This is a genomic window from Niallia sp. 01092 (assembly GCF_052318935.1).
GTDB lineage: Bacteria > Bacillota > Bacilli > Bacillales > Cytobacillaceae > Niallia.
In genome coordinates this window covers 14,167-36,778 of the sequence record NZ_JBQRKO010000020.1, presented here as the reverse complement: position 1 = coordinate 36,778, position 22,612 = coordinate 14,167, and the positions used below count along the sequence as shown (strand labels likewise).

Annotated in this window: 21 protein-coding genes; 16 read left to right on the top strand and 5 right to left on the bottom strand. The window is 35.6% G+C overall.

The genetic code is table 11. The features are described from left to right. Positions 1-21 precede the first annotated feature (21 nt). Entirely contained in the window at positions 22-1,491 is a 1,470-nt protein-coding gene (locus ACTXGU_RS17385; RefSeq protein WP_443482796.1) for an aminotransferase class I/II-fold pyridoxal phosphate-dependent enzyme, read from the bottom strand. Between the two features lie 318 nt (positions 1,492-1,809). Here ACTXGU_RS17385 and ACTXGU_RS17380 point away from each other — a divergent pair, with 318 nt between their 5' ends. Continuing rightward, positions 1,810-2,082, top strand: a complete 273-nt coding sequence (locus ACTXGU_RS17380) for a UPF0223 family protein (RefSeq protein WP_443482795.1) — start codon at positions 1,810-1,812, stop codon at positions 2,080-2,082. A 59-nt stretch (positions 2,083-2,141) separates the two neighbouring features. On the opposite strand, the gene ACTXGU_RS17375 is transcribed toward ACTXGU_RS17380, so the two are convergent. Further along, positions 2,142-2,777, bottom strand: coding sequence for a YktB family protein (locus ACTXGU_RS17375; RefSeq protein ID WP_443482794.1), 636 nt, complete (start codon positions 2,775-2,777; stop codon positions 2,142-2,144). Between the two features lie 434 nt (positions 2,778-3,211). On the opposite strand from ACTXGU_RS17375, the gene ACTXGU_RS17370 reads away from it, so the two are divergent. Then, positions 3,212-3,406: a hypothetical protein gene (locus ACTXGU_RS17370; protein WP_443482793.1), complete on the top strand. Its 195-nt coding sequence runs from the start codon at positions 3,212-3,214 to the stop codon at positions 3,404-3,406. 291 nt (positions 3,407-3,697) lie between these two features. Further along, the gene (locus ACTXGU_RS17365) at positions 3,698-4,498 is read left to right on the top strand and encodes an inositol monophosphatase family protein (RefSeq protein WP_443482792.1); all 801 of its coding nucleotides are present in this window, start codon (positions 3,698-3,700) and stop codon (positions 4,496-4,498) included. 104 nt (positions 4,499-4,602) lie between these two features. Here ACTXGU_RS17365 and ACTXGU_RS17360 read toward each other — a convergent pair whose 3' ends face one another. Next, positions 4,603-4,788: a DUF5325 family protein gene (locus ACTXGU_RS17360; protein ID WP_443482791.1), complete on the bottom strand. Its 186-nt coding sequence runs from the start codon at positions 4,786-4,788 to the stop codon at positions 4,603-4,605. A 294-nt stretch (positions 4,789-5,082) separates the two neighbouring features. Here ACTXGU_RS17360 and typA point away from each other — a divergent pair, with 294 nt between their 5' ends. After that, positions 5,083-6,915 (top strand): translational GTPase TypA, encoded by a 1,833-nt coding sequence (typA, locus tag ACTXGU_RS17355; RefSeq protein WP_443482790.1) that lies wholly within the window; start codon positions 5,083-5,085, stop codon positions 6,913-6,915. A 492-nt stretch (positions 6,916-7,407) separates the two neighbouring features. Here typA and ACTXGU_RS17350 read toward each other — a convergent pair whose 3' ends face one another. Both ACTXGU_RS17350 and ACTXGU_RS17345 read right to left on the bottom strand, forming a co-directional pair. Beyond that, positions 7,408-7,608 carry a YlaI family protein gene (locus ACTXGU_RS17350; RefSeq protein WP_443482789.1) on the bottom strand — a complete coding sequence of 67 codons (201 nt, stop codon included), beginning with the start codon at positions 7,606-7,608 and terminating at the stop codon, positions 7,408-7,410. A gap of 77 nt (positions 7,609-7,685) precedes the next feature. Further along, on the bottom strand, positions 7,686-8,300 hold the full coding sequence (locus ACTXGU_RS17345; RefSeq protein WP_443482788.1) for a YhcN/YlaJ family sporulation lipoprotein: 615 nt from the start codon (positions 8,298-8,300) through the stop codon (positions 7,686-7,688). Between the two features lie 325 nt (positions 8,301-8,625). On the opposite strand from ACTXGU_RS17345, the gene ACTXGU_RS17340 reads away from it, so the two are divergent. The 12 genes from ACTXGU_RS17340 to ACTXGU_RS17285 all read left to right on the top strand — a co-directional run bounded on the left by ACTXGU_RS17340 (position 8,626) and on the right by ACTXGU_RS17285 (position 22,174). Beyond that, the gene (locus ACTXGU_RS17340) at positions 8,626-9,954 is read left to right on the top strand and encodes a PhoH family protein (RefSeq protein ID WP_443482787.1); all 1,329 of its coding nucleotides are present in this window, start codon (positions 8,626-8,628) and stop codon (positions 9,952-9,954) included. A gap of 631 nt (positions 9,955-10,585) precedes the next feature. Beyond that, positions 10,586-10,867: a YlaN family protein gene (locus ACTXGU_RS17335; RefSeq protein ID WP_443482786.1), complete on the top strand. Its 282-nt coding sequence runs from the start codon at positions 10,586-10,588 to the stop codon at positions 10,865-10,867. A gap of 236 nt (positions 10,868-11,103) precedes the next feature. Further along, a complete protein-coding gene (locus tag ACTXGU_RS17330; RefSeq protein ID WP_443482785.1) occupies positions 11,104-12,315 on the top strand; it encodes an FtsW/RodA/SpoVE family cell cycle protein in 1,212 nt (403 codons plus the stop codon). Between the two features lie 176 nt (positions 12,316-12,491). Then, entirely contained in the window at positions 12,492-14,081 is a 1,590-nt protein-coding gene (locus ACTXGU_RS17325) for a spore germination protein (RefSeq protein WP_443482784.1), read from the top strand. Positions 14,082-14,106: 25 nt separating this feature from the next. Beyond that, on the top strand, positions 14,107-15,306 hold the full coding sequence (locus ACTXGU_RS17320) for a Ger(x)C family spore germination protein (protein WP_443482783.1): 1,200 nt from the start codon (positions 14,107-14,109) through the stop codon (positions 15,304-15,306). A gap of 181 nt (positions 15,307-15,487) precedes the next feature. Beyond that, entirely contained in the window at positions 15,488-16,588 is a 1,101-nt protein-coding gene (locus tag ACTXGU_RS17315) for a GerAB/ArcD/ProY family transporter (protein ID WP_443482782.1), read from the top strand. 55 nt (positions 16,589-16,643) lie between these two features. After that, positions 16,644-16,877, top strand: coding sequence for a hypothetical protein (locus tag ACTXGU_RS17310; protein WP_443482781.1), 234 nt, complete (start codon positions 16,644-16,646; stop codon positions 16,875-16,877). 16 nt (positions 16,878-16,893) lie between these two features. Next, on the top strand, positions 16,894-17,985 hold the full coding sequence (locus ACTXGU_RS17305; RefSeq protein WP_443482780.1) for a GerAB/ArcD/ProY family transporter: 1,092 nt from the start codon (positions 16,894-16,896) through the stop codon (positions 17,983-17,985). 75 nt (positions 17,986-18,060) lie between these two features. Beyond that, positions 18,061-19,155, top strand: coding sequence for a GerAB/ArcD/ProY family transporter (locus ACTXGU_RS17300; RefSeq protein ID WP_443482779.1), 1,095 nt, complete (start codon positions 18,061-18,063; stop codon positions 19,153-19,155). A 281-nt stretch (positions 19,156-19,436) separates the two neighbouring features. After that, positions 19,437-20,357: a heme o synthase gene (gene cyoE, locus ACTXGU_RS17295; protein ID WP_443482778.1), complete on the top strand. Its 921-nt coding sequence runs from the start codon at positions 19,437-19,439 to the stop codon at positions 20,355-20,357. A 179-nt stretch (positions 20,358-20,536) separates the two neighbouring features. Then, positions 20,537-21,004 (top strand): DUF420 domain-containing protein, encoded by a 468-nt coding sequence (locus ACTXGU_RS17290; protein WP_443482777.1) that lies wholly within the window; start codon positions 20,537-20,539, stop codon positions 21,002-21,004. A 168-nt stretch (positions 21,005-21,172) separates the two neighbouring features. Further along, positions 21,173-22,174 (top strand): CAP domain-containing protein, encoded by a 1,002-nt coding sequence (locus tag ACTXGU_RS17285; RefSeq protein WP_443482776.1) that lies wholly within the window; start codon positions 21,173-21,175, stop codon positions 22,172-22,174. Positions 22,175-22,612: the final 438 nt, after the last annotated feature.

Genomic DNA, 22,612 nt, shown 5'->3' with positions numbered 1-22,612 from the left:
TTATATTTATGCACAAAGAAGCTACCTAATCGCCCGATGTTCTTTAATGACACGAAGTTTTTTGAAATCATAGTCTTCTGGACCTTGTACAGGCAGACCAGCTTCCATATTTCTTTTAATATATTGTAAGTTATCTTCTGTTATGATTTCGCCAGGGATAAAAATAGGTATGCCTGGTGGATATACCATAATAAATTCAGCAATTACTCTTCCAACAGAATCATCAAAATCAACCAATTCTGTTTCTGAATAAAACGCATCTCTTGGTGTTAGAGCTAATACAGGAATATTTGGCAGCATTACTTTTGCTTCTACTTTACCAGCTCGAGTGTAATATACTTCTGAAAGCTCTTTTAACGCACCTATTAATATAGCTGCTTCTTTTTCTGTATCACCTGGTGTAATGATACAAAGCACATTGTATAAGTCTGACATTTCCACTTCGATTTGATGGTGTTTCCGCAGCCATTCTTCAGCTTCATGACCTGTTATTCCTAAATCTTTTACAGAAATGATCAATTTTGTTGGGTCAAAATCAAAGGCAATATGTGCTTCTACTATTTCTGCTCCTACACAATATAAATGTTCGATATCATTAATTTGTTGACGAATACTTTGAGCCAGAGCAATCGTTTTATCGAGCAATTGTTTTCCTTCCGTTGCTAAACGTTTTCTTGCCACATCTAATGATGCAAGCAATAAATACGAAGTACTTGTCGTTGTCAACATGCTTAAAACGGTTTGTACTCTTTTATAATTGACCCGTTTGCCTCTAACATTAAGGATAGAACTTTGTGTCATCGAGCCGCCAAGTTTATGAACGCTTGTGGCAGCTATATCTGCACCAGCTTGCATTGCAGATAAAGGCAATTCATCATGAAAATGGATATGAACTCCGTGCGCCTCGTCAACGAGTACTGGAATATCATAAGAATGTGCCAGGTCGACAATCTTTTTTAAGTCTGCAGATATGCCGAAATAAGTAGGATTTATCACTAATAATCCCTTTGCATCAGGATGAAGCTCTAAAGCATGCTGAACAGACTCAATCGTAATTCCGTGAGAAATACCAAGATCTTTATCAATTTCAGGATGTATAAAAACAGGGATAGCCCCTGCAAAAATAATGGCGGACATTATGGATTTATGCACATTTCGTGGGACTATAATTTTGTCTCCAGGACCACAAACACTCATAATCATTGTCATAATGGCACCACTTGTACCTTGCACAGAAAAAAAAGTGTGATCTGCACCAAATGCTTCTGCAGCAAGCATTTGTGCTTGTTTAATCATTCCTTTTGGCTGATGAAGGTCATCAAGTGGCCCGATGTTAATCAAATCGATTGAAAGGGCGTTTTCCCCAATAAAATTTCGAAATTCCGGATCCATTCCATTTCCTTTTTTATGACCAGGAATATGAAATTGAACAGGATTTTTTTTTGTATGCTCCAATAAACCGTGATATAACGGTGTTTCGTGTTGTGACAATTATTTCCACACCTCTTTATTATAAGTTTAGTTATTGTTGAAATTTGTTTTTTTATTAACCGATTTAACAAAATAAATCCAATAAAACAAATGAATTATAGCACTTTTTAAATTCTTTGCATACAATTAGTTTTCACTATCTATAAAAGATTTATTTTATCCCTCTTTTTCACCTGAAAATATATCATTTTTATGGTCGGGGATTTAGTTTTTTACAATAAATACATAAGAAAAACATCAAGTTTTACAATAAGTGACTCATCCTCTACAATAGAAGGCATTAGGTACATATAATTATATGAAGAAAAGGGTGTTAAAATGGAATATCAATATCCGATAGAGATAGATTGGACAACAGAGGAAATTGTAACGGTTATTAAGTTTTTTGAATGTATTGAACAAGCGTATGAAAAAGGAATCAACAGAGAGGTCCTAATGAATCACTATCGTCTTTTTAAAGTAATTGTTCCTAGTAAATCACAAGAGAAAAAAATCTGCGATGAATTTGAGGAAAGCAGTGGTTATTCTTCTTATCGAACGATAAAAAAAGCAAAAGATACAGAAGAAGCTGTTTTAATCAAAATGGCTTAGTTTAAGGAAGTACATAGTAAAATAGCTTAAGTTTAGAAAAAAGAAGCGCTGCTGCCTTGTTAAGGCTGTAACGCTTCTTTATTTAAGGATAATTTATACAAAGGCAGCAGTGTATCAAATGTTTCTTCTACAAGCTCTATAAACGCCTTGCTGTTCGTTAAAATAGCATCATTAGCATCAAGATGCCTTCCTACTAAAAATTCCGCTTTTTTTACATCACGAAAGCGTTCCAGTGATTTATGTAAATCAAGGTCTGCAATGGAAGCGGCATCTTTTTTCATATGGTCGAGTGAAATGACATAATTATTTGGAATGGCAGTTTTAATTGTTTGTATATTTTCTAAAAACGTTTCAGCAATTTCTTTTTTAGTTGGCAATTCGTAAATATAAGCCAGCCAGATAAACACATGGTCATCAAATAATCCTATTTGAAAGTGTGGATGCTGTTTGTAGCCACGTTTATTTGCAGCAAGTGCAAGCCATGTATCTTTAGGCGGATTAACTGTTCGTCTTGCATGTTTTGCTATATGTAAAAACATTTCGTTTCCTAATTTGGTGGAAAGGTCATCTGCTAATACTTGGCCGATTGCACGGAATTTTGGTTGAATCCGCTCTTGAATAGCTTGCATTCTTTCATCGAGTCCTTCTATTTTAAACGTATCAAAATCTTTTGCATTAAATCCTTCAAATTGCATAGTAGAAACTCCTTTATTAAGTTTTAGACAATGGCTGTTTTCTCAAAGTTTGTTGTTTTTTACATAAAATATTTGAAAAAGTGTTTCTTAGCAGCCTGCATACACGTAGACTCCTGTGGGAATGCGAGAAAGGCGAGACCCCGCAGGAGCGTATGCGACGAGGAGGCTCGACGCTCGCTAAACGGACGAAGTATATGCAGGCTGCGAGTTTAAAAGTAACAATCTATACGAAAACAGCCTAGACAATAAACCGTATGCTTTTTTTACTCACTGTCCAATATTTTAGCATAATTAGATGGTTAATTAAAGAAAAGCGGATTATTAAACAACCTCTATTAGGTGATAACACATATTTGTTGCAAGGAAAGTGATTTCAACATATGATATAAGAAAAAATATACAATTTTAAGTCGATGGAAGGGGTGTACTGTCAAGTGAAACAATTAATGAATTTAGCAAAGACGAAAGATATGGAAAGAGAAAAAAGAGCTGTTCTTCGATTAGAAATGGATTATGAGTTGGCTACTTTATTTGATGCTATGAACGAGAAGAATGAAATGCAAAAAAAAGAAAGTAAGCAAAAGCTTGAAAGAATTAGACAGGAACTTCTGAGACTTAAAGCTTTATAATGTGATTAGCGTTTGATAATCATAAATGTGACCGGGGATATTCTCCGAAAGCATTTATGATTTTTACTATTTATAGTGTGTGTTCAAAAAGGTAACAAATTAGAAGCAAGCCAACGAAGAGATTCGCCGCTTATCATTTGGTGCCTTTTTGAACATCCTCTTATAGAAAGAATAATTTTAGTAAGTAATTACTTGATGCATTAGAATCATTGCAGTAAGCTAAAATAAAAGAGAGTGTCAAAAAAGCGAATCGTCTTACATATAAGTTCGTGTTCAAAAAGGATGGGAAATATGACAAATTGGCGTGAAGTAGATACATTTGCAAAAACATGGATAAAAGAAGCTGGAGAAAGAATTAAAGATTCCTTTTCAAAACAACTAATTATTGAAACAAAATCGAATAAAAATGATTTAGTTACAGAAATTGATAAAGCAACAGAAGATTTTCTAATAAAAAAAATTAATCAAACATATCCAGACCATCGCATATTAGGAGAAGAAGGATTAGCAGAAAAGGTAGAAGAGTTAAATGGAGTTGTGTGGATTGTTGATCCGATTGACGGCACGATGAACTTTGTACATATGCAGCGTGATTTTGCTATATCCATCGGCATATATGAAGATGGTGTAGGAAAAATTGGTTTAATTTATGATGTGGTGGCAGATGAGCTTTATCATGTTTTTAAAGGAAATGGAGTTTATATGGATGATATTCCATTAGCACCATTAGAAGAAACGACGGTTGAAAAAGGAATTATAGGGTTGAATTCGACTTGGGTAATGGAAAATAAACGGATTGACCCGTCGATTTTGGCTCCATTAGCTAAAGATGCGAGAGGGACAAGATCATTTGGTTCTGCTTGTTTAGAATTAGCTTATGTCGCATCAGGAAGAATGGATGCTTATATGACGTTAAGACTATCCCCATGGGATTATGCAGCCGGAAAAATTATGATAGAAGAACTTGGTGGAATGGTCACTTCTTTAAGAAATGAAGAGTTGGATATGCTTTCGCAAAATTCTTTTTTTGCAAGCAAACCAGGATTGCATCAAGAAATATTAGAGAAATATTTAAAAAATGGAAAGTGGTAAAAAATATTTTCTTACAGCAATAGTGAATGGGGATGTAAATTATATCCTTACACTATTGCTTTTTTATAAGATACTAGAAGCGATTCAATAAGGTTATCAAGATTTTACACTATCTCTTTTTTTCGCAATTTTTTTTTCTTCCTTAAAGCCAAAAAAATAATCATGGTAAATAATAGAAAACAAATAAGTGCTCCTTTTGTGCTTCGTTCTACTAGAAATATTCCGCTGCAAATAAAGGCAGCTATTGAAAATATCTTATAAAAATAAAATGGCCCATGTTCTTTTTCCATAAATACCGTCCTTTAGCAGTTTTAGAGGTTGAGCAAGGCGCTTGACATTAACCTAACTTCATATATATATTCTGACACTATTAAAAAGTCCTGTGGATCACATTCGGACAATCCTGATCCAACCTTCTCGTAAAAAAATTAGTGAATGTTGGTAAAAATAACGTTTCCAATATATCTTTTTTTATTTTACAATAAAAACCCTTTAGGTTTCTACAATAATATATGGTATAATGACTCAGTTATGAGGTATAAAATAAACAAAATAGATAGACCATTTAGGTAGGAGTGAAATTCTTGAAAATTAGAGAAGATATTCGTAATATTGCTATTATTGCCCACGTAGACCATGGGAAAACAACGTTAGTAGATCAGCTGTTAAAACAGTCTGGAACTTTCCGTACAAATGAGCATGTGGAAGAGCGTGCAATGGATTCCAATGATTTAGAAAGAGAACGCGGTATTACAATTTTAGCAAAAAATACAGCGATTCAATATAAAGATACACGCATTAACATTTTGGATACACCAGGACACGCTGATTTCGGCGGAGAAGTAGAACGTATTATGAAAATGGTTGATGGAGTATTACTTGTAGTTGATGCATATGAAGGCTGTATGCCACAAACGCGTTTTGTGCTGAAAAAGGCATTAGAGCAAAAATTAACGCCGATTGTGGTTGTAAATAAAATTGACCGTGATTTTGCTCGTCCTGCAGAAGTAGTGGATGAAGTAATTGATTTATTTATTGAATTAGATGCAACGGAAGAACAATTAGAGTTCCCTGTTATTTATGCATCTGCTATCAATGGTACTGCAAGTGTAAATCCAGATAAACAAGATGAGAACATGCAATCATTATACGATGCAGTTGTAGAGCATATTCCATCACCAGTTGATAACCGTGAGGAGCCTCTGCAATTCCAAGTAGCACTTCTTGACTACAATGATTATGTAGGAAGAATTGGAGTTGGCCGCGTATTCCGTGGAACGATGAAGGTAGGCCAACAAGTTGCATTGATGAAACTGGACGGATCAGTAAAACAATTCCGTGTAACAAAAATCTTTGGTTTCTTTGGATTAAAAAGACAAGAAATTGAAGAAGCATACGCAGGTGATTTAATCGCAGTATCTGGAATGGAAGATATCAACGTAGGGGAAACGGTTTGTCCATTTGATCACCAAGACGCACTTCCGGTACTACGAATTGATGAGCCAACATTACAAATGACATTCTTAGTAAACAACAGTCCTTTTGCTGGAAAAGAAGGCAAATATTTAACATCTAGAAAAATCGAAGAAAGATTACGTGCACAATTAGAGACAGATGTAAGCTTACGTGTTGAAAATACAGATTCACCTGATGCTTGGACAGTATCTGGACGTGGAGAATTACACTTATCTATCTTAATTGAAAATATGCGTCGTGAAGGATATGAGCTTCAAGTTTCTAAACCGGAAGTTATCGTAAGAACAATTGATGGTGTTCGTTGTGAGCCGATTGAACGCGTACAAATTGACGTGCCAGAAGAGCATACTGGTTCTGTTATGGAGTCAATTGGTGCTCGTAAAGGGGAAATGTTGGATATGATCAATAATGGAAATGGTCAAGTACGTTTAATCTTTAATGTACCTGCTCGTGGACTTATTGGTTATACTACTGAGTTTTTAACATTAACTCGCGGATATGGTATCATCAACCATACATTTGACAGCTATCAGCCAATGGCTTCAGGTCAAGTAGGTGGAAGACGCCAAGGTGTTCTTGTAAGTATGGAAACAGGCAAAGCATCTACTTATGGTATTATGCAAGTTGAAGACCGTGGAATCATCTTTGTAGAATCAGGAACGGAAATATATGAAGGAATGATCGTTGGGGAGCACACTCGTGAAAATGACATTACAGTTAATATCACAAAAGTAAAACAAGCTACCAATATTCGTTCAGCGAACAAAGATCAAACAGCAACAATGAAAAAGCCTAAAATTATGACTTTAGAAGAATCATTAGAATACTTAAACGAAGATGAGTATTGCGAAGTAACACCAGAATCAATTCGTTTACGTAAAAAAATTCTAAATAAATCAGAACGTGAACGTGTAACGAAAAAGAAAAAATTAGCAGAATAATTAATTGAAGAAAAAAAGCTAAGCTTGATATGAGAGCTTAGCTTTTTTGATTTAGCTTCAGAGCTGTTCAAGGCGCTTCCGCTTTCTTTGATCCAGCTCCGACGTACAGGAAGTACAAGTGCCGGCGTTGCCACAGGACGTGGCGTATTTAGCCGGCCAGCGCCTAGCTCTTATGAAAAATAACCTCATACCTCTAAAAGTAAGGCTGTTTAGCTGTTTTCTTATTGATTGTTGCTTTTAAATTCGCAGACTGAATACACTTCGCTTTCCGTGGGCGAGCGTCGAGCCTCCTCGTCGCATACGCTCCTGTGGGGTCTCGTCTTTCTCGCATTCCCACAGGAGTCTACGTGTATTCAGTCTGCTGAGTACTACTTCTCCAAGTTTTCATGTGGAAAACAACAAGCTTTGAGAAAACAGCCAAAAGTAAAACACTTTTTGAGTCATGAGAACATTTTTCTTCAGAGCTGTTCAAGGCGCTTCCGCTTTTCGTGTTTACCATTCTTCTTCTGTTATTTTACTTCGGTATAGTACAAAATTTCCTGACTCTACTCGTTTTTGTGTATTTTCGGTGATTCTAGTGTCGCATTTTTTACACATATACGTATGAATTGGTCGGTTCCGCAGGCGTTTTGCTTGAAATGAGTTTTCATCTATGTCTTCAATTGCATCGCATATTACGCATTTTACTTTCAAATTGTGCACCTCTAATCATCAATATATCAAATTCGATTATAGGGCTATTATAATACAATCTTTTGTAGAAAACGAGTTTAATCCCGTAGGTGCTGATTGGATTGTTCGTTCTGATCCCTTTTTATATCTTTTTCTTCTTTGTTATTTAACTTCTCATCTGGATCTTTTATATTCGTTTTAGGATTTGGGTTAATCATATCAGAAGGGACCTCAGGCATTAATCTTCCTGTCATATCAGCGAGCTCATTAAAAATCCCTTGAACAGGTTCCCCATTTCTAATATCTTCTGACATTTCTTTCAATCTTGCTGTTACATCAGGATCTGCTATAATCATCGCATAAGCACCATACGGATCGTTTTTTAAACTTTCAGCGACAGAATATTTAATAGAACCGACTTCAGAGCGATCAACATTGGACTTAATATCAATCCCAACAATTGCGTATTTACCAAGTACTACAGCTGAGGCATCATTTACACCAGGAATACTCGTTGAAAGAGTGACAAGTCGTTTTGCAATGTCCTGCCCGGTTTTTCGGTCCACCTCCTCTATATTAGAATTTTTAACATTCATTAAAGACTGTTCTGATTGATTAGATTGAGACTCCTTATGATTCTTATGATCATTTCCATTATTGGCACATCCAACAAGAAGCAACATAAACATCATAATTAAGACAGCTTTTTTCATATGGATACCTCCAAAGAAGATTTCTTTTCTCGTTTTTTTTAAAGATAAGAAAGCATAAGTTTTCTGAAGTCTGACGGGTGTCTAGCTCCAGCACCTAGCCCTTGTGAAAAATAACCCTTTGCCTCTAAAAGTAAAAAGCACTTTTCAGTCAAATGAACATTTTTCTTCAGGGCTGAGCAAGGCGCTTCCGCTTTTCTTACTTTCCTCTGTTTATTGTGTAAAATATCTTCTATCTTTATGCGGTAAAACATATATTTAACCAAGGCTTTTTTCCGTTAAGCGGATAGTGCAAGCAATATACGACGTTGAAGCAGGAGGCATTGGTTTGAGTAAAATATACGTTTTAGATACAAACGTCTTGTTACAAGATCCTTATTCCATTTTTTCTTTTGAAGACAATGATGTAGTGATTCCGGCAGTTGTTTTAGAAGAAGTCGACAGTAAAAAACGTTATATGGATGAAATAGGAAGGAACGCAAGACAAATATCCAGATTAATTGATAAACTAAGAGAAGCAGGAAATTTACATGAAAAAATACCGCTTGAAAATGGTGGGACTCTGCGAATTGAATTAAATCATCGCTCCTTTCACCAACTCCAAGAAATATTTGTGGAAAAAACAAATGATAATCGTATATTGGCAGTAGCGAAGAATTTATCGATAGAAGAACAAAAAAAAGAAAATGGACGAACTGTCGTATTAGTGAGCAAAGATACGTTAGTCCGAGTGAAAGCAAATGCAATTGGATTGCTATCAGAAGATTTTTTAAGCGACAGAGTCGTCGAAAATGAACATTTGTATTCCGGTTTTACAGATGTTCAAGTAACGTTAGAACTATTAAATAAATTTTACGAAAAAGGAAAACTAGCTGTTTCTGAAATTGGCTATGGGACCTTTTTTCCAAATCAATTTTTAATCCTAAAAGATGTATTAGGTTCGTCTTCTTCTGCGTTAGCAATGGTGGATGCTTCAAGAAAGTATGTGAAAAAGCTTGTTTTTGACCATGAACATATATGGGGAATTAGACCTCGGAATGTACAACAAACAATGGCGATAGAATTACTTTTGAAAAAAGATTTGCCTTTAGTTACGTTAATTGGAAAAGCAGGCACAGGAAAAACATTATTAGCATTAGCATCTGGATTAATGCAAACAGAAGATTTTGGAGATTACAAAAAACTATTAGTTGCAAGACCGATTGTACCAATGGGGAAGGATTTAGGATTTCTTCCGGGGGAAAAGGAAGAGAAGTTAAGACCGTGGATGCAGCCGATATTTGATAATCTTGAATATTTGTTTAATACAAAAAAACCTGGTGAATTAGAAGCAATTCTTGCGGGGATGGGATCGATTGAGGTAGAAGCTTTAACATATATTCGAGGCAGAAGCATTCCCGATCAATTTATTATTATAGATGAAGCGCAAAATTTAACAAAGCATGAAGTGAAAACCATTTTAACAAGGGTAGGAGAAGGGAGCAAAATTGTGCTCATGGGTGATCCTGAACAAATTGATCATCCTTACCTCGATGCATTTAATAATGGTTTATCTTATGTAGTAGAACGTTTTAAAGACCAGCAAATTGCTGGGCATGTAAAGCTTGTAAAAGGGGAACGATCCGGCCTGGCGCAGCTGGCAGCAGATCTTCTTTAAAAAACTCACATGAGACTCGTTCCTTGTCTCCAACATCTAACAAGGAAAAGGCAGATTCTAACCTAATAAAGGCGATGTGATTCATCCATTATAAGGATAAAAAACAAAATATGGAGTACTATCATTCGTATTGTTCCATTAAAATTGGCGTAGCTCTGGCCCCAATGTCATCAACTTAAGATTTTATAAAATGTAAACTATGGAATATCATGGATTTAGATACCCTTTATGTAAAAGAAATACCTAATTTGTTTGGAGAGGCGTCCGCTCGACTCCTACGGGATTAGCGAGAAAGACGAGACCCCACAGGAGCAAAGCGACGAGGAGGCTCGGCGCTCGCCCCGTGGAAAGCGAGCGGTAAGCCTCGGAGAACAGAACGGAAACCATTACTTCCTAATTAGTTGCTTATTTTCCTGTTTTTTGAAATTTAGCTTGATGACATTGGCTCCGGCCCCTTTCCATAGAAAGCATCATAATTCAGTTGGGGATGACGAAAAATCAGGCCTGAGCTGTCGTCAAAAAACCCCACTGAAGGAAGTTTCACTAGATTCTATTTATTAGTCTTGCATTTTTTCTAGGTTGAGTTTAAACTTTATAGATAGGATAATCGCTCGGAAACGGGGGGATAAGGTTGACTTCTGACATGATTATTAATCATAAAGAAAAAGCAAATGCATTATTAAAAGCAGATGCAGACAAAATATTAAAGCTTATTAAAGTACAGATGGAAAATTTAACAATGCCACAATGTCCTTTATATGAAGAAGTTCTGGATACGCAAATGTTCGGCTTATCCAAAGAAATAGATTTTGCCATTCGACTTGGGTTAGTAGAAGTAAGCGTGGGCAAAAAAATATTAGATGAGTTGGAAAAAGAGCTCTCTGCATTACATGAAGCGTCTATAAGAAAATAAAAAAACTCAAACAATTGTTTGAGTTTTTTTATTGGATAACCGTACATATTTGTAAAAGCGAACAAGAAAATAGAACCGTTGCTTTAGAAGAGACAGACAAAAGAAGATAGCCTATAATTAGCTTAGAATGCTTTCATTTGATAAAATGGTCTTTGATTTTCTTTTTGCTTGGCAGGAAAAGGGATAAATTTAGCGAATGTATAAAACAACGTAGAAATAGTAAGGGAAGCGGTTTAATGTTAAAAAAAATATTAAAATCATATGATTATTCCTTAATTATCGTGATGGTTTTGCTATCAATCTTTGGATTAATTATGGTTTACAGTGCAAGCATGGTTAGTGCTGTGCAACGTTACGATTTACCTAGCAGTGATTATTTTTATAAAAAGCAGTTATCGCATTTAGTTGTTGCGGGATTTGTGTTTATAGTAGCCGCTCTTTTTCCATATAAAGCATTTCTTAGTAATCGCCTGTTAGTTCCGATGGTTTTTTTATCATTAATTGGTTTATTAGGATTATTTGTTTTAGGGCATGTTGCCGGTAATGCACAAAGCTGGTATGAGATTGGGAATTCTAAGTTGCAGCCGGCGGAATTTGTCAAACTTGCGGTGATTATTTATTTATCAGCAGTGTATGCAAAAAAGCAGTCTTATATTAATGAATTTAATAAAGGTGTTGCACCTCCCATTGTGTATTTATTACTTGTTTGTGGTCTTGTTACCATTCAGCCTGATTTTGGGACAGCAGCGATCATTTTTCTTATCGGAGCAACGGTCATTGTCTGTTCAGGTATGAATTTTCGAAATTTATTAAGATTAGCAACGATTGCTGCCGTTGTATTGATTCCTTTTGTTTTAATTTTCAGCAAAGACCTATTCTCAGATGAAAAACGGGAGCGGATTTTTGTGTTTTTAGATTCTCCTTTTAAAAATGAAGCAGATGCAAACTATCAAATGGCCAACTCGTTAATTGCGATTGGTGGAGGCGGTTTAAAGGGGTTAGGTCTTGGACAAGGGGTACAAAAACTAGGTTACTTAACAGATGGACATACTGATTTTATTATAGCGGTAATCGCTGAAGAACTAGGAATTTATGGGGTTGTTTTTGTAATAGCATGTTTAAGCTACATCGTTCTTAGAGGCATTTACATAGGGCTGCGCTGCAAAGATTCATTTGGCAGTTTGCTTGCAATTGGGATATCGAGCATGATTGGCATTCAGTCGTTTATTAATATTGGAGGAGTTTCTCGCATTATTCCTTTAACAGGTGTCCCGTTGCCATTTGTCAGCTATGGGGGTTCCTCTCTTGTGCAATTGGCACTAAGCATGGGGATTCTAGTAAATGTGTCTATGTTTGTTAAATATGAAAAAAAATATAAAAACAAAGAAGAAAAAGTCGTTTCAGAATTGCCAAAACAGTCGAGAAACAGGTTTTTGCATAACAGATAGCAATTAACATTTTTATACAATCGAAGTTCGAGAAATACCCCACCTTCAAGAAATGAAGGTGGGGTATTTCTATTGCTTTAGAATAGAAAGGATAAACGCATAATTATAAGGATGGGGAGTTAAACTAACGAGACAGAGACGTTATATTACGCAATGATAATAAGGGGGTCGAACTAATGGATTTTTTCAAAAAAAGAAACAAAAATTCCCCATCAATAAAAACTCCTCAAATAAAAGAGGCAAAGAAAAAGGAAGCCCTTAAAACGAGCTTAGTAGAAAATATAAATCATATTAAAGAAATGCTTGGAAACAGCAAGGATATTATCATCCGCGAGATTCGCATTGGTAAAGAAGGGAAAATCAAAGCTGGGATTTTTTATACGGAAGGATTAACAGATACAAAGTCTATTCAAAATTTTATCATGGAATCTTTAATGGTGGATATTCGAGAAACGGAATTGGATCAAAAAGTCTCTTCTGAACAAGATATTTTACATGTTATGAAGGATTTTGTTTTGACGGTTGGAGAAATTCAAGATGTAACCGATTTTGAAACGCTTTTTGATTCCCTTTTATCCGGAAATGTTATTTTGCTGCTAGATGGATATGGACAAGGTTTTTCAATTGGAATGAGAGAGTGGCAAAACCGCGGGGTAACAGAACCTGCTGATCAAACAGTGATTCGCGGACCAAGGGAAGGCTTCACAGAATCGATTCGTATGAACACTGCGTTAATCCGTCGGAAAATTAAAGATCCTAATCTTTGGCTAGAAAGCAAAAAAATAGGGAAAGTCACGAAAACAGATGTAGCAATCATGTATATTAATGGGATTGTTAATGACAAAATTGTAAAAGAAGTGAATGCTCGGCTCGATCGAATTGAAATCGATGGCATTTTGGAAAGCGGCTACATAGAGGAGTTGATTCAAGACGAAACATACACTCCCTTTCCTACTATATACAATACGGAACGCCCGGATGTTGTAGCTGCTGGACTTTTGGAGGGAAGAGTAGCGATTCTCGTAGATGGCACTCCGTTTGTCCTTTTAGTACCTGTTATTTTTGCTCAATTCTATCAGTCAGCAGAAGACTACTATCAGCGTGCTGATTTCGGAACGATTATTCGATTCCTTCGATATTTATCTTTATTCATAGCTTTATTGGGTCCGTCTCTCTACGTTGCAATTACGACTTTTCATCAAGAAATGATCCCCACTCAGCTTTTGATTAGTTTGGCAGCACAGCGAGAAGGGGTGCCCTTTCCTGCTTTTATTGAAGCAATCATGATGGAAGTAACCTTTGAGATTTTGCGTGAAGCCGGAGTTCGCATGCCAAAAGCAGTCGGTCAAGCGGTATCGATTGTCGGTGCTTTGGTTATTGGTCAAGCAGCAGTAGAAGCTGGAATCGTATCTGCTGCGATGGTCATTGTCGTAGCCATAACCGCCATATCAAGTTTTGTTTTTCCTTCTTTTAATATGGCTATTTCAGTAAGGATATTACGCTTTATTTTAATGGGACTGGCGGCTTCCTTTGGTTTATTTGGAATTACTGTTGGGTTAATTGCGATTGTTCTTCACCTTTGCAGTATTCGTTCCTTTGGTGTTCCTTATATGAGTCCGTTTGCTCCGTTTATTCCTGTTGACCAAAAGGATGCGATGTTTCGATTGCCAATATGGCGATTATTTTCCCGTCCACGTTTAATTAGTCAAAAAAACGTGAAACGTGAGCAAGATCCTTCCGCTTCAAAACCGGAGCCTCCAAAATGATAATAGAACAGGGGGAGTTTCACTTATGAAACGAAAATTCAGTTTGCTAGTAATGGTGCTTGTTCTTCTCACTGTAGCTACAGGCTGTTGGAACCGTCGAGAATTGAATGAGATAGCAATCGAAGTAGCAATGGGAATAGATAAAGCGGGAGATCAATATCGAGTGACTTCGCAAATCGTAGATCCAGGACAAGTAGCCGCAAAGGGAGGCGGCGGTAATCGGTCACCAGTAACTACTTATGAAACTGTAGCAGAGACTCCATTTGAAGCAAGACGAAAAATGACAACAGTTAGTTCGCGAAAAATCTATGCTTCTCATATTCGGATGGTTGTGATTGGAGAGGAGTTAGCGAAAGAAGGAATAAGTGGTATTTTGGATTACTTATCGCGTGATCATGAACATCGTACGGATTTTTTCATTGTGGTGGCAAGGGGAACAACGGCTGCAAATGTATTAAAGGTATTAACACCATTAGAAAAAATACCAGCTACTAAATTGTTTCAATCTCTTGAAACGTCGCAAAAAAATTGGGCGCCGACTGTCAGCGTCACATTAGATGACCTGATATCCAACATTGTAAGCAAGGGAAAACAGCCTGTGTTAACAGGACTTAAAGTGACAGGAGAGAAGGAACAAGGTGATAATCCAGAGAATGTAGTAGAAATCGATACTCCTTCTCAATTGCAATATTCAGGCATCGGAGTGTTGAAAAATGATAAACTGATTGGCTGGTTAAATGAAAATGAGAGTAAAGGATATAATTATATTAACGATAATGTCAAAAGTACGGTTGGTCGTATTGCCTGTCCAAAGGGAGGAAACATCACGTTCGAGGTGATACGTTCAAAGACAGATGTAAAAGGAAGCGTTAAAAAAGGGAGTCCTCAAATTAATGTGAGTACGAGCTTGGAAGCCAATGTAGGATCTGTCGAATGTAAGATTGATCTTATGAAAACAAAAACGATAGCTGATTTGGAAAAAAAATCAGAGGAAAGATTAAAACTTGTCATCGAACAGGCTATTTACAAAGCACAAAAAGAATACGGAGTCGATATTTTTGGTTTTGGTGAAGAGATTCATCGTACAAATCCTAAACTATGGAAAAAAATTGAGAAAAATTGGGACGAGAAATTTGTGGATCTTCCAGTGCATGTAAAGACAGATGTAAAAATACGACGTGTAGGTACAGTGGGAGAATCCTTTCAGAAAGAAATACCGGAATAAAATCGTATAGAGATAATTATAGGGACGCTTGGCACTTTCGATCTTACTCCTCTTTTGAAAAAGAATAAGGGGACTGCTTAGATAAAGATATTCTGAACTCTTTAGATGGAATCGCTGTTATGTATAAGCTGTTCATGATATTCTATTCGATTTATGAAAATAAGAAGATAGGTGAAAAAAGATGCTAGAGAACGGTAAAATTTCATCACGTCAACTAATGGTTCTTGTCATCTTATTCAATATTGGAACGACTATTTTACTTGCGCCAGGTTCTTTTGCCTTTACTGCACAACAAGATGGTTGGGTCGCTAGCATATTTGGAGTTGCAATAGGGCTATTATTTGTCCTTTTATATAATGGATTAGGTAAACTATTTCCCGAATTTACTTTAGTTCAGATAAGCGAAAAAGTGTTGGGGAAATGGGTAGGTAAAATAGTATCATTACTTTTTATGAGCTACTTTTTTCTGATTTGTCCATTTTTGCTGAATTTAATTGGAAACTTTCTTACAACTGCTATTATGCCGGAAACTCCGATACAAGCTATCTACATCATCTTTATGGCTACTATTATCATGGGAACAAGACTTGGACTCGAAACATTTACACGCTCTGCTGAACTTTTTTTTCCTTGGATCATGATTGGTATTTTTATTTTATGTCTAGCTATTTCACCTAAAATCGAAATAGCTAATATACAACCGGTATTGGAGGCGAATAGCAAGACAATATTAAAGGCAAATTATCAGTTTATCGGCATTCTTTATTTAGAACTAATCATATTTTTAATGCTATTTCCTTTTATCAATCAAAAAAAAGGAGCGGGAAAAGCACTTTTTTTAGGAACACTCATTGGCGGAATTGTGACGATCCTCATTACATTTTTATCGATTTCGGTACTGGGTGCGGAGCAAACTTCTAGAAATATTTACTCTACTTTTTCTTTAGCTAAAAAAATTAATCTTGCCAACTTTGTAACACGTATTGAAATCATATTGGCTGGCATTTGGTTTATTTCAATTTTCTTTAAGTTACTAATCTGTTTTTATGCATTTATTTTAGGGATTGCACAAATATTAGAACTGAAGGATTATCGAGTGCTAGTTTTTCCTTTTGGAATTATTTTAATTGTTTTCACACTTTTATCATTCCAAAATATTGTATATTTTTATTTTTTTAGTTCTCGGATATGGACATCTTATGCTTTAACGTATGGTCTTGTTCTTCCACTGCTTTTGTTGGGTGTAGCTGCAGTTCGAAAAATCCGTTTACCTTTGAAATAGGCATGTATGGACAGTAAGACAATCCTTCTTAGAGGAAGGAAAGGAGTTAATTCATATGCTAGTAACGATAGGAATTCTTCTAGTATCTATCGTAATTGCACTTATCGAAGTTCCGCCGCTTTTGAGAAAAGGGTTAACAAAGGAAATTTGGGTATTTTCAATACTTCTCCTTTTTGGAACTGGTTTAAGCATTGCGGAGGGTTTGCAGATGAATATTCCGAACCCTTTAAACTGGATTGGTGCTGTGTATAAGCCCTTTAGTGATTTTCTATTCGGTTTATTGAAGTAGAAAGAAGGAGAAAAGAATGCTAGAAAAAGGGAAGATTGAAAGTAAACAATTTACAGTATTAGTATTTATGTTTACAACTGGAAGCTCCCTTTTATTGGCCCCATCTATGGTTGCTTCTGAATCAAAACAAGATGCTTGGCTTGCAGCTATTTTTGGAGTGGTAGTAGGGGTGTTATTAACGTGGTTGTATCAAACACTAGGAAATAGATATTCTGATATGACGTTAGTTGAGTATAGCGAAAAAATACTTGGAAAATGGATAGGAAAAGTCATTGCTCTACTGTTCTTTACTTTTCCGTTTCTTCTTGCTGCGTTAGTTCTACGCAATATAGGAGATTTTATGACGACACAAATCATGCCGGAAACGCCGATTCAATCTATTCATATAATCTTTCTTATTGTTGTGATGATGGGAACGCGCATGGGAATTGAGCCTTTTGCACGTGCAGCAGAACTTTTATTCCCATGGTTTATAGTCCTTTTTATTTTTCTTGTCTGCTTTACTTCTCCTCAGATAAAGCTGCAAAATATTCAACCAGTTCTTGAAGATGGAATGAAGCCGATTTTAAGAGCTATCCTTTTTCTTACTGGTTTTCCTTTTCTTGAGTTGGTTGTTTTTTTAATGATTTTCCCCTATGTCAATCGCTCAAAAGAAGCTGGGCAGGCTTTTCGAAGAGGAACTTGGCTTGGGGGAGCGGTTCTAATCGTATTAACTGCTCTGGCTATTCTTGTGATAGGAGCAGATCTAACGACGAGAAATTTATATCCAAGCTATGTTTTGGCAAAAAAAATAAATGTAGGTGATTTTTTGCAAAGGATAGAAGCAATTATGGCTGGTATGTGGTTTATTGCGATATTTTTTAAACTGACTGTTTGCTTTTATGCGTCTACTTTAAGTTTGGCTCAAACTTTAAAACTGAACGATTATCGGATACTTGTCTTCCCTTTAGGGATGATTCTTATTGTCCTTTCTCTTGTAATCAGTCCAGATATTGTGTATGACCTTACCGTTGTTTTCAAAATATGGACACCTCATGCGATAACGCTCGGATTTTTTGTTCCGCTGTTATTGTTGGGAGTAGCGGCTGTTCGGAAAATAAAGGGATAAGTTGGAAGAATAAAATTTATTGCTAGCTGTTCTGCCTAAAATCACTTATTTAAATTTGGAAAATGAGGTGAGATGATGGAATCCGCAAAAATAACTTCTTTTCAATTATTTTGTCTCATCATTTTGTTTGAATTAGGTACGGCGATCATGGTTCCTTTAGGATTAGATGCAAAACAAGATGCTTGGATTGCAATACTAACTGGCATGGTTGGGGGAATCTTGATATTCTGTATGTATGCTTATCTTTATAGTCATTTTCCGCAATTGCTCTTAACTGGATATGTTAGAATTATTTTTGGAAAGTACATCGGATTACTAATAGCAATATTATACATTCTCTTTTTTTTATATGGAGCTGCGAGAGACTTGCGAGATGGTGTAGAGTTATTAGCACTTTCATATGATGAAACCCCTATTTCTGTTCTTAGCATTATCCTAATGATGGTGATTAGTTATGCTTTATACAGGGGAATTGAAGTGTTGGCTCGAACTGGAGAATTGTATTTCCTATTCTTTTTGTTTACAGGAACTTTAGCACCCTTATTTTTGATGCTCTCTAATGTAGTGGATGTTGATCATGTATTACCTATATTAGAAAATGGGTGGAAACCGATATTTTCTTCTGTTTATAAGCAAACAGTGATGTTTCCTTTTGGAGAAATAATTGGTTTTACGATGATTCTTCCGTATTTAAATAATCGAAAAGCAGGTTTTAAAATTGGAATAACGGCTATTATTTGTAGTGGTGTTATTTTATCTGCTGTCGTCTTTCTTGAAATATCTGTTCTTGGGTTAATCAAACTAAAACAGTTAATATTTCCTTTTTTATCGATGATGCAGCAGATTCAAGTTGGAGGGTTTATCCAACGGTTAGATGCTTTTGTAGAAGTTAGTTTAATCATAAATGATTTCTTTAAAGTTGCCGTTTTTTTCTATGCTGCTTTAATTGGTTGTGCAGATTTATTCAACGTATCAAAAAACAAACTTGTCATTCCGCTCGGCGTCATCATTTGTGTAACCTCTATATTCATGGCGGAAGATATTGAACATCACTTTATGCAAGGTGAATTTGTGTTAAAATATATATTTCCTATATTTGCGGTAGTTCTTCCGTTTTTGTTGATGATCGTAGAGATGATTCGTAAAAATATATTAAAACGTAACTCTTAAATAAGAGTGTCTTTTTGAAAATTTTGTAAGAAAGTATTATGCATGTGTTGATTTATCCAAGTGTTTCAAAAAATTTCCATATGATTGATTCATGAAGATAACTTTTTGAAAAAAAGATGGAGAAAAATAATAAAAAATATGGTTTAATTACAGAAGGGATGTTTTTTAACATCCCTATAATGTTAATTGTGAAAATCGGCACAAGTGAATAGACTTACCGGAGAATATTCGTTGTTTGTTTTGTAATGCCATGTTTTTATAGAAAAGGGAGGGAAAAAACTATGGCGAATTCAAGGGCTTATTCAGAAGCTCAAATAAATGGGGGAAATTTGCAAGAAACATCTGCATGGAAGGATTTTTTAGCATTAATTAAAATCGGCATTGTTAATTCTAATTTAATTACAGTGTTTACCGGTTTGTGGCTAGCGCTTCACTTCTCTGGAGAAAAGTTCTTATTAAATATAGATACTATTTTCTATACGCTTATTGGGTCAGCCTTAATTATTGCTGGATCTTGTGCATTAAATAATTATATTGACCGTGATATTGATCCTTTAATGGAAAGGACAAAAGCAAGACCGACTGTAACTGGAAAGATAAATGCAAAGAAAGTGGCGATTTTAGGCTTCGGTTTTATTGCGTTGGGAACAGCCCTGTTATTATTAACTACGATTACAGCAACAGTTATTGCGCTGGTTGGTGCCTTTAGTTACGTTGTCGTATACACGATGTGGTCGAAAAGAAAACTTGTGTCCAATACTGTAATTGGCAGCTTTTCAGGAGCGGTTCCGCCGTTAATTGGCTGGGCAGCAATTGATCCAAGCTTAGATATAATGGCATGGAGTTTATTTTTGATTATGTTTGTTTGGCAGCCGCCGCATTTTTATGCATTAGCGATCAGAAGAGTAGAAGAATATAGAGCAGCAGGAATCCCGATGCTTCCAGTAGTAAAAGGATTTCATGTCACAAAAAAACATACGTATGCATGGATTGTTGCGCTTATACCGCTGCCGTTTTTATTAACATCACTTGGAGTTCCTTTTTTAATTCTCGCGACTTTATTAAATATCGGCTGGATTATAACAGGAATTTTTGCTAGTAAAAAGAACGATGAAATAAAGTGGGCAACAGCAATGTTTGTCTACTCCATTCAACATATGACTATTTTGTTTGCAGCAATGGTCCTTGTTACGCTCTTTTAGAAACGATAGAATAAAAGAAGAATGATGCCTAAATGCATTGTTCTTCTTGCTATTTTTTAAAAAACACTTTATAAAGGGAGAGAATGGTAAGCTCACTATTATTATTCCAAGTGGATGAAAGTTTATTCTATATAAGGAAGTTCACTTATTAAATTATTAAATGTTGAGAGGTTATGTTTATGGAATTTTCACTGCCAATTTTACCAACCATCAGTACGTTTTTTATCGTGTTAAGCGCAGTTTTTGTCGCAATTGGTTGGAATTTAATCTTAAAAAAGAAAATACAAGCACATCAAAAAGTCATGATGTTTGCAGCGATATTTGCAGTCATCTTTTTTATCATTTATGCATCCAGAACTATATTTATCGGCAACACGTCATTTGGCGGTCCAGATGATATAAAAATATATTATACGATTTTTCTTATATTTCATATTAACCTGGCAACTATTGGAGCGGTGCTAGGGATTATTATGTTAATAACCGGGTATAAAAAACAGTATGCAAAGCATCGCAAACTTGGACCAATTACGAGTATTATCTGGTTTTTTACTGCTATAACAGGTGTTGCTGTCTATTTATTATTATATGTAATTTATCGTGGGGGAGAAACAACATCTGTCATAAAAGCTATTTTAGGTTTTTAAGTCATTATGCTCTTATCCACTACTAAAAATAATTTTCTAGAACGTTATACTAAATAGTCTATAATGAACATATAATAGTAGAGATAATACGAGAGAGGAGGATAGCCTCTGAAAACTTTTATTAGAATATTAGTTATTATTTCTATATTAATTGCTGTTGGTTTTTATTTGAATATAACAGATAAAAATGAAAATGCAGATGTACTCATAAGAGATGGAAAAAATCTCGCAAAAGAAAGTACTACGCTTGCTGAAAAATCTGCCAGTGTGAATAAAAGCCTACCGGTACCGGCAGAAGGTTTAGGAAGCTTGCTCGGTAAGAATGTAAAAAAACTAGAAAAAGAATACGGAAAGCCCACGAGGATAGATCCCTCTTCTTATGATTATGACTGGTGGATTTATAATAAAAAGGATAGCGAATATTTTCAAGTTGGCGTACATGATCAAAAAGTTGTTACGATCTATGCTATCGGTGAAAATGTTAATATTTCCCCATATAAAATTGGACAAGAAGTAGGCGATATTTATACAAAAACGCCGATTGAAACAAATATTAGCTTAAATTATGAAGGCTCTTCTTATCGCTTTGAACTATCTGAAGACGAAATAAACAATCGTCCGCTTATTCGTATAGGTGATTTTTATGCACAATTTTATTTTGATAAATTTACAGGAACATTATCAAGTGTAAGGTATATGGATGCGAAAACATTATTACAGCTTCGGCCATATGAACTAGTGTACAGAGGGGAATTAGTTGAAACAGCTTCAGCAGTAGAAGATGTTGAAGCGGTTGAAAAAGGAAACGAACAGCAAATTTTAGATATGACAAATGTTCTGCGTAAACGATTTAAATTAAACGAAGTTCAATGGGACAAGTCAACAGCAAAAGTGGCGCTCGGGCATAGTATAGATATGTTTGAAACAAAAACTTTTTCTCATACCTCTGAAAAATATGGTGACTTAGAAGCAAGGTTAAAAAAAGGCGATGTGTTTTATCAGGTTGCTGGTGAAAACATTGCAGCAGGCTATACAGATGCAGGTGCGGTAATAGAAGGTTGGTTGAACAGCAAAGGTCATCGGGACTGTTTGTTGAATAAAGATTTTACACATTTGGGAGTAGGAGTATATAAAAAATATTACACGCAAAATTTTATAGAGAAATGGTAGAAAAGCTGTCTTAAGTTTACACCTAATCGATTGTTTGAGAGAATGCAATAGTTCTTGAAAACAAGGAATAAGGGTTAAATATTTAGGGCAGTTTTTTTATGGAAAAGAGGTCGGAGTGTCGCCTTTATTTAGGTTAGAATCTGTTCTTATTTCTTTTTATAAGGCTGTTTTCTAAAAGTTTGTTGTTTTTGAATAAAATAATAAATATGGCTAAAGCACTGAACAGCCTGAATACACGTAGACTCCTGCGGAAAAAGCGAGAAAGACGAGACCCCACAGGAGCATAGCATTGATGCGGCTCGGCGCTCGTCCGCGGAAAGCGAAGTGTTTTCAGGCTGCGGGGTAAAATAACAACAATCTATACGAAAAGAGCCTTTTATAATGATTGAGATGGACGAGTTTCCATATGAGCTGCTGTGTATAAAATGGCAGAGGATA

Bases quoted from the DNA above. Each gene is read 5' to 3' on its own strand.
- ACTXGU_RS17380 (WP_443482795.1), top strand. From the start codon at position 1,810: ATGGAATATCAATATCCGATAGAGATAGATTGGACAACAGAGGAAATT.
- ACTXGU_RS17375 (WP_443482794.1), bottom strand. From the start codon at position 2,777: ATGCAATTTGAAGGATTTAATGCAAAAGATTTTGATACGTTTAAAATA.
- ACTXGU_RS17365 (WP_443482792.1), top strand. From the start codon at position 3,698: ATGACAAATTGGCGTGAAGTAGATACATTTGCAAAAACATGGATAAAA.
- ACTXGU_RS17360 (WP_443482791.1), bottom strand. From the start codon at position 4,788: ATGGAAAAAGAACATGGGCCATTTTATTTTTATAAGATATTTTCAATA.
- ACTXGU_RS17345 (WP_443482788.1), bottom strand. From the start codon at position 8,300: ATGAAAAAAGCTGTCTTAATTATGATGTTTATGTTGCTTCTTGTTGGA.
- ACTXGU_RS17330 (WP_443482785.1), top strand. From the start codon at position 11,104: ATGTTAAAAAAAATATTAAAATCATATGATTATTCCTTAATTATCGTG.
- ACTXGU_RS17325 (WP_443482784.1), top strand. From the start codon at position 12,492: ATGGATTTTTTCAAAAAAAGAAACAAAAATTCCCCATCAATAAAAACT.
- ACTXGU_RS17320 (WP_443482783.1), top strand. From the start codon at position 14,107: ATGAAACGAAAATTCAGTTTGCTAGTAATGGTGCTTGTTCTTCTCACT.
- ACTXGU_RS17315 (WP_443482782.1), top strand. From the start codon at position 15,488: ATGCTAGAGAACGGTAAAATTTCATCACGTCAACTAATGGTTCTTGTC.
- ACTXGU_RS17310 (WP_443482781.1), top strand. From the start codon at position 16,644: ATGCTAGTAACGATAGGAATTCTTCTAGTATCTATCGTAATTGCACTT.
- ACTXGU_RS17305 (WP_443482780.1), top strand. From the start codon at position 16,894: ATGCTAGAAAAAGGGAAGATTGAAAGTAAACAATTTACAGTATTAGTA.
- ACTXGU_RS17300 (WP_443482779.1), top strand. From the start codon at position 18,061: ATGGAATCCGCAAAAATAACTTCTTTTCAATTATTTTGTCTCATCATT.
- cyoE (WP_443482778.1), top strand. From the start codon at position 19,437: ATGGCGAATTCAAGGGCTTATTCAGAAGCTCAAATAAATGGGGGAAAT.
- ACTXGU_RS17290 (WP_443482777.1), top strand. From the start codon at position 20,537: ATGGAATTTTCACTGCCAATTTTACCAACCATCAGTACGTTTTTTATC.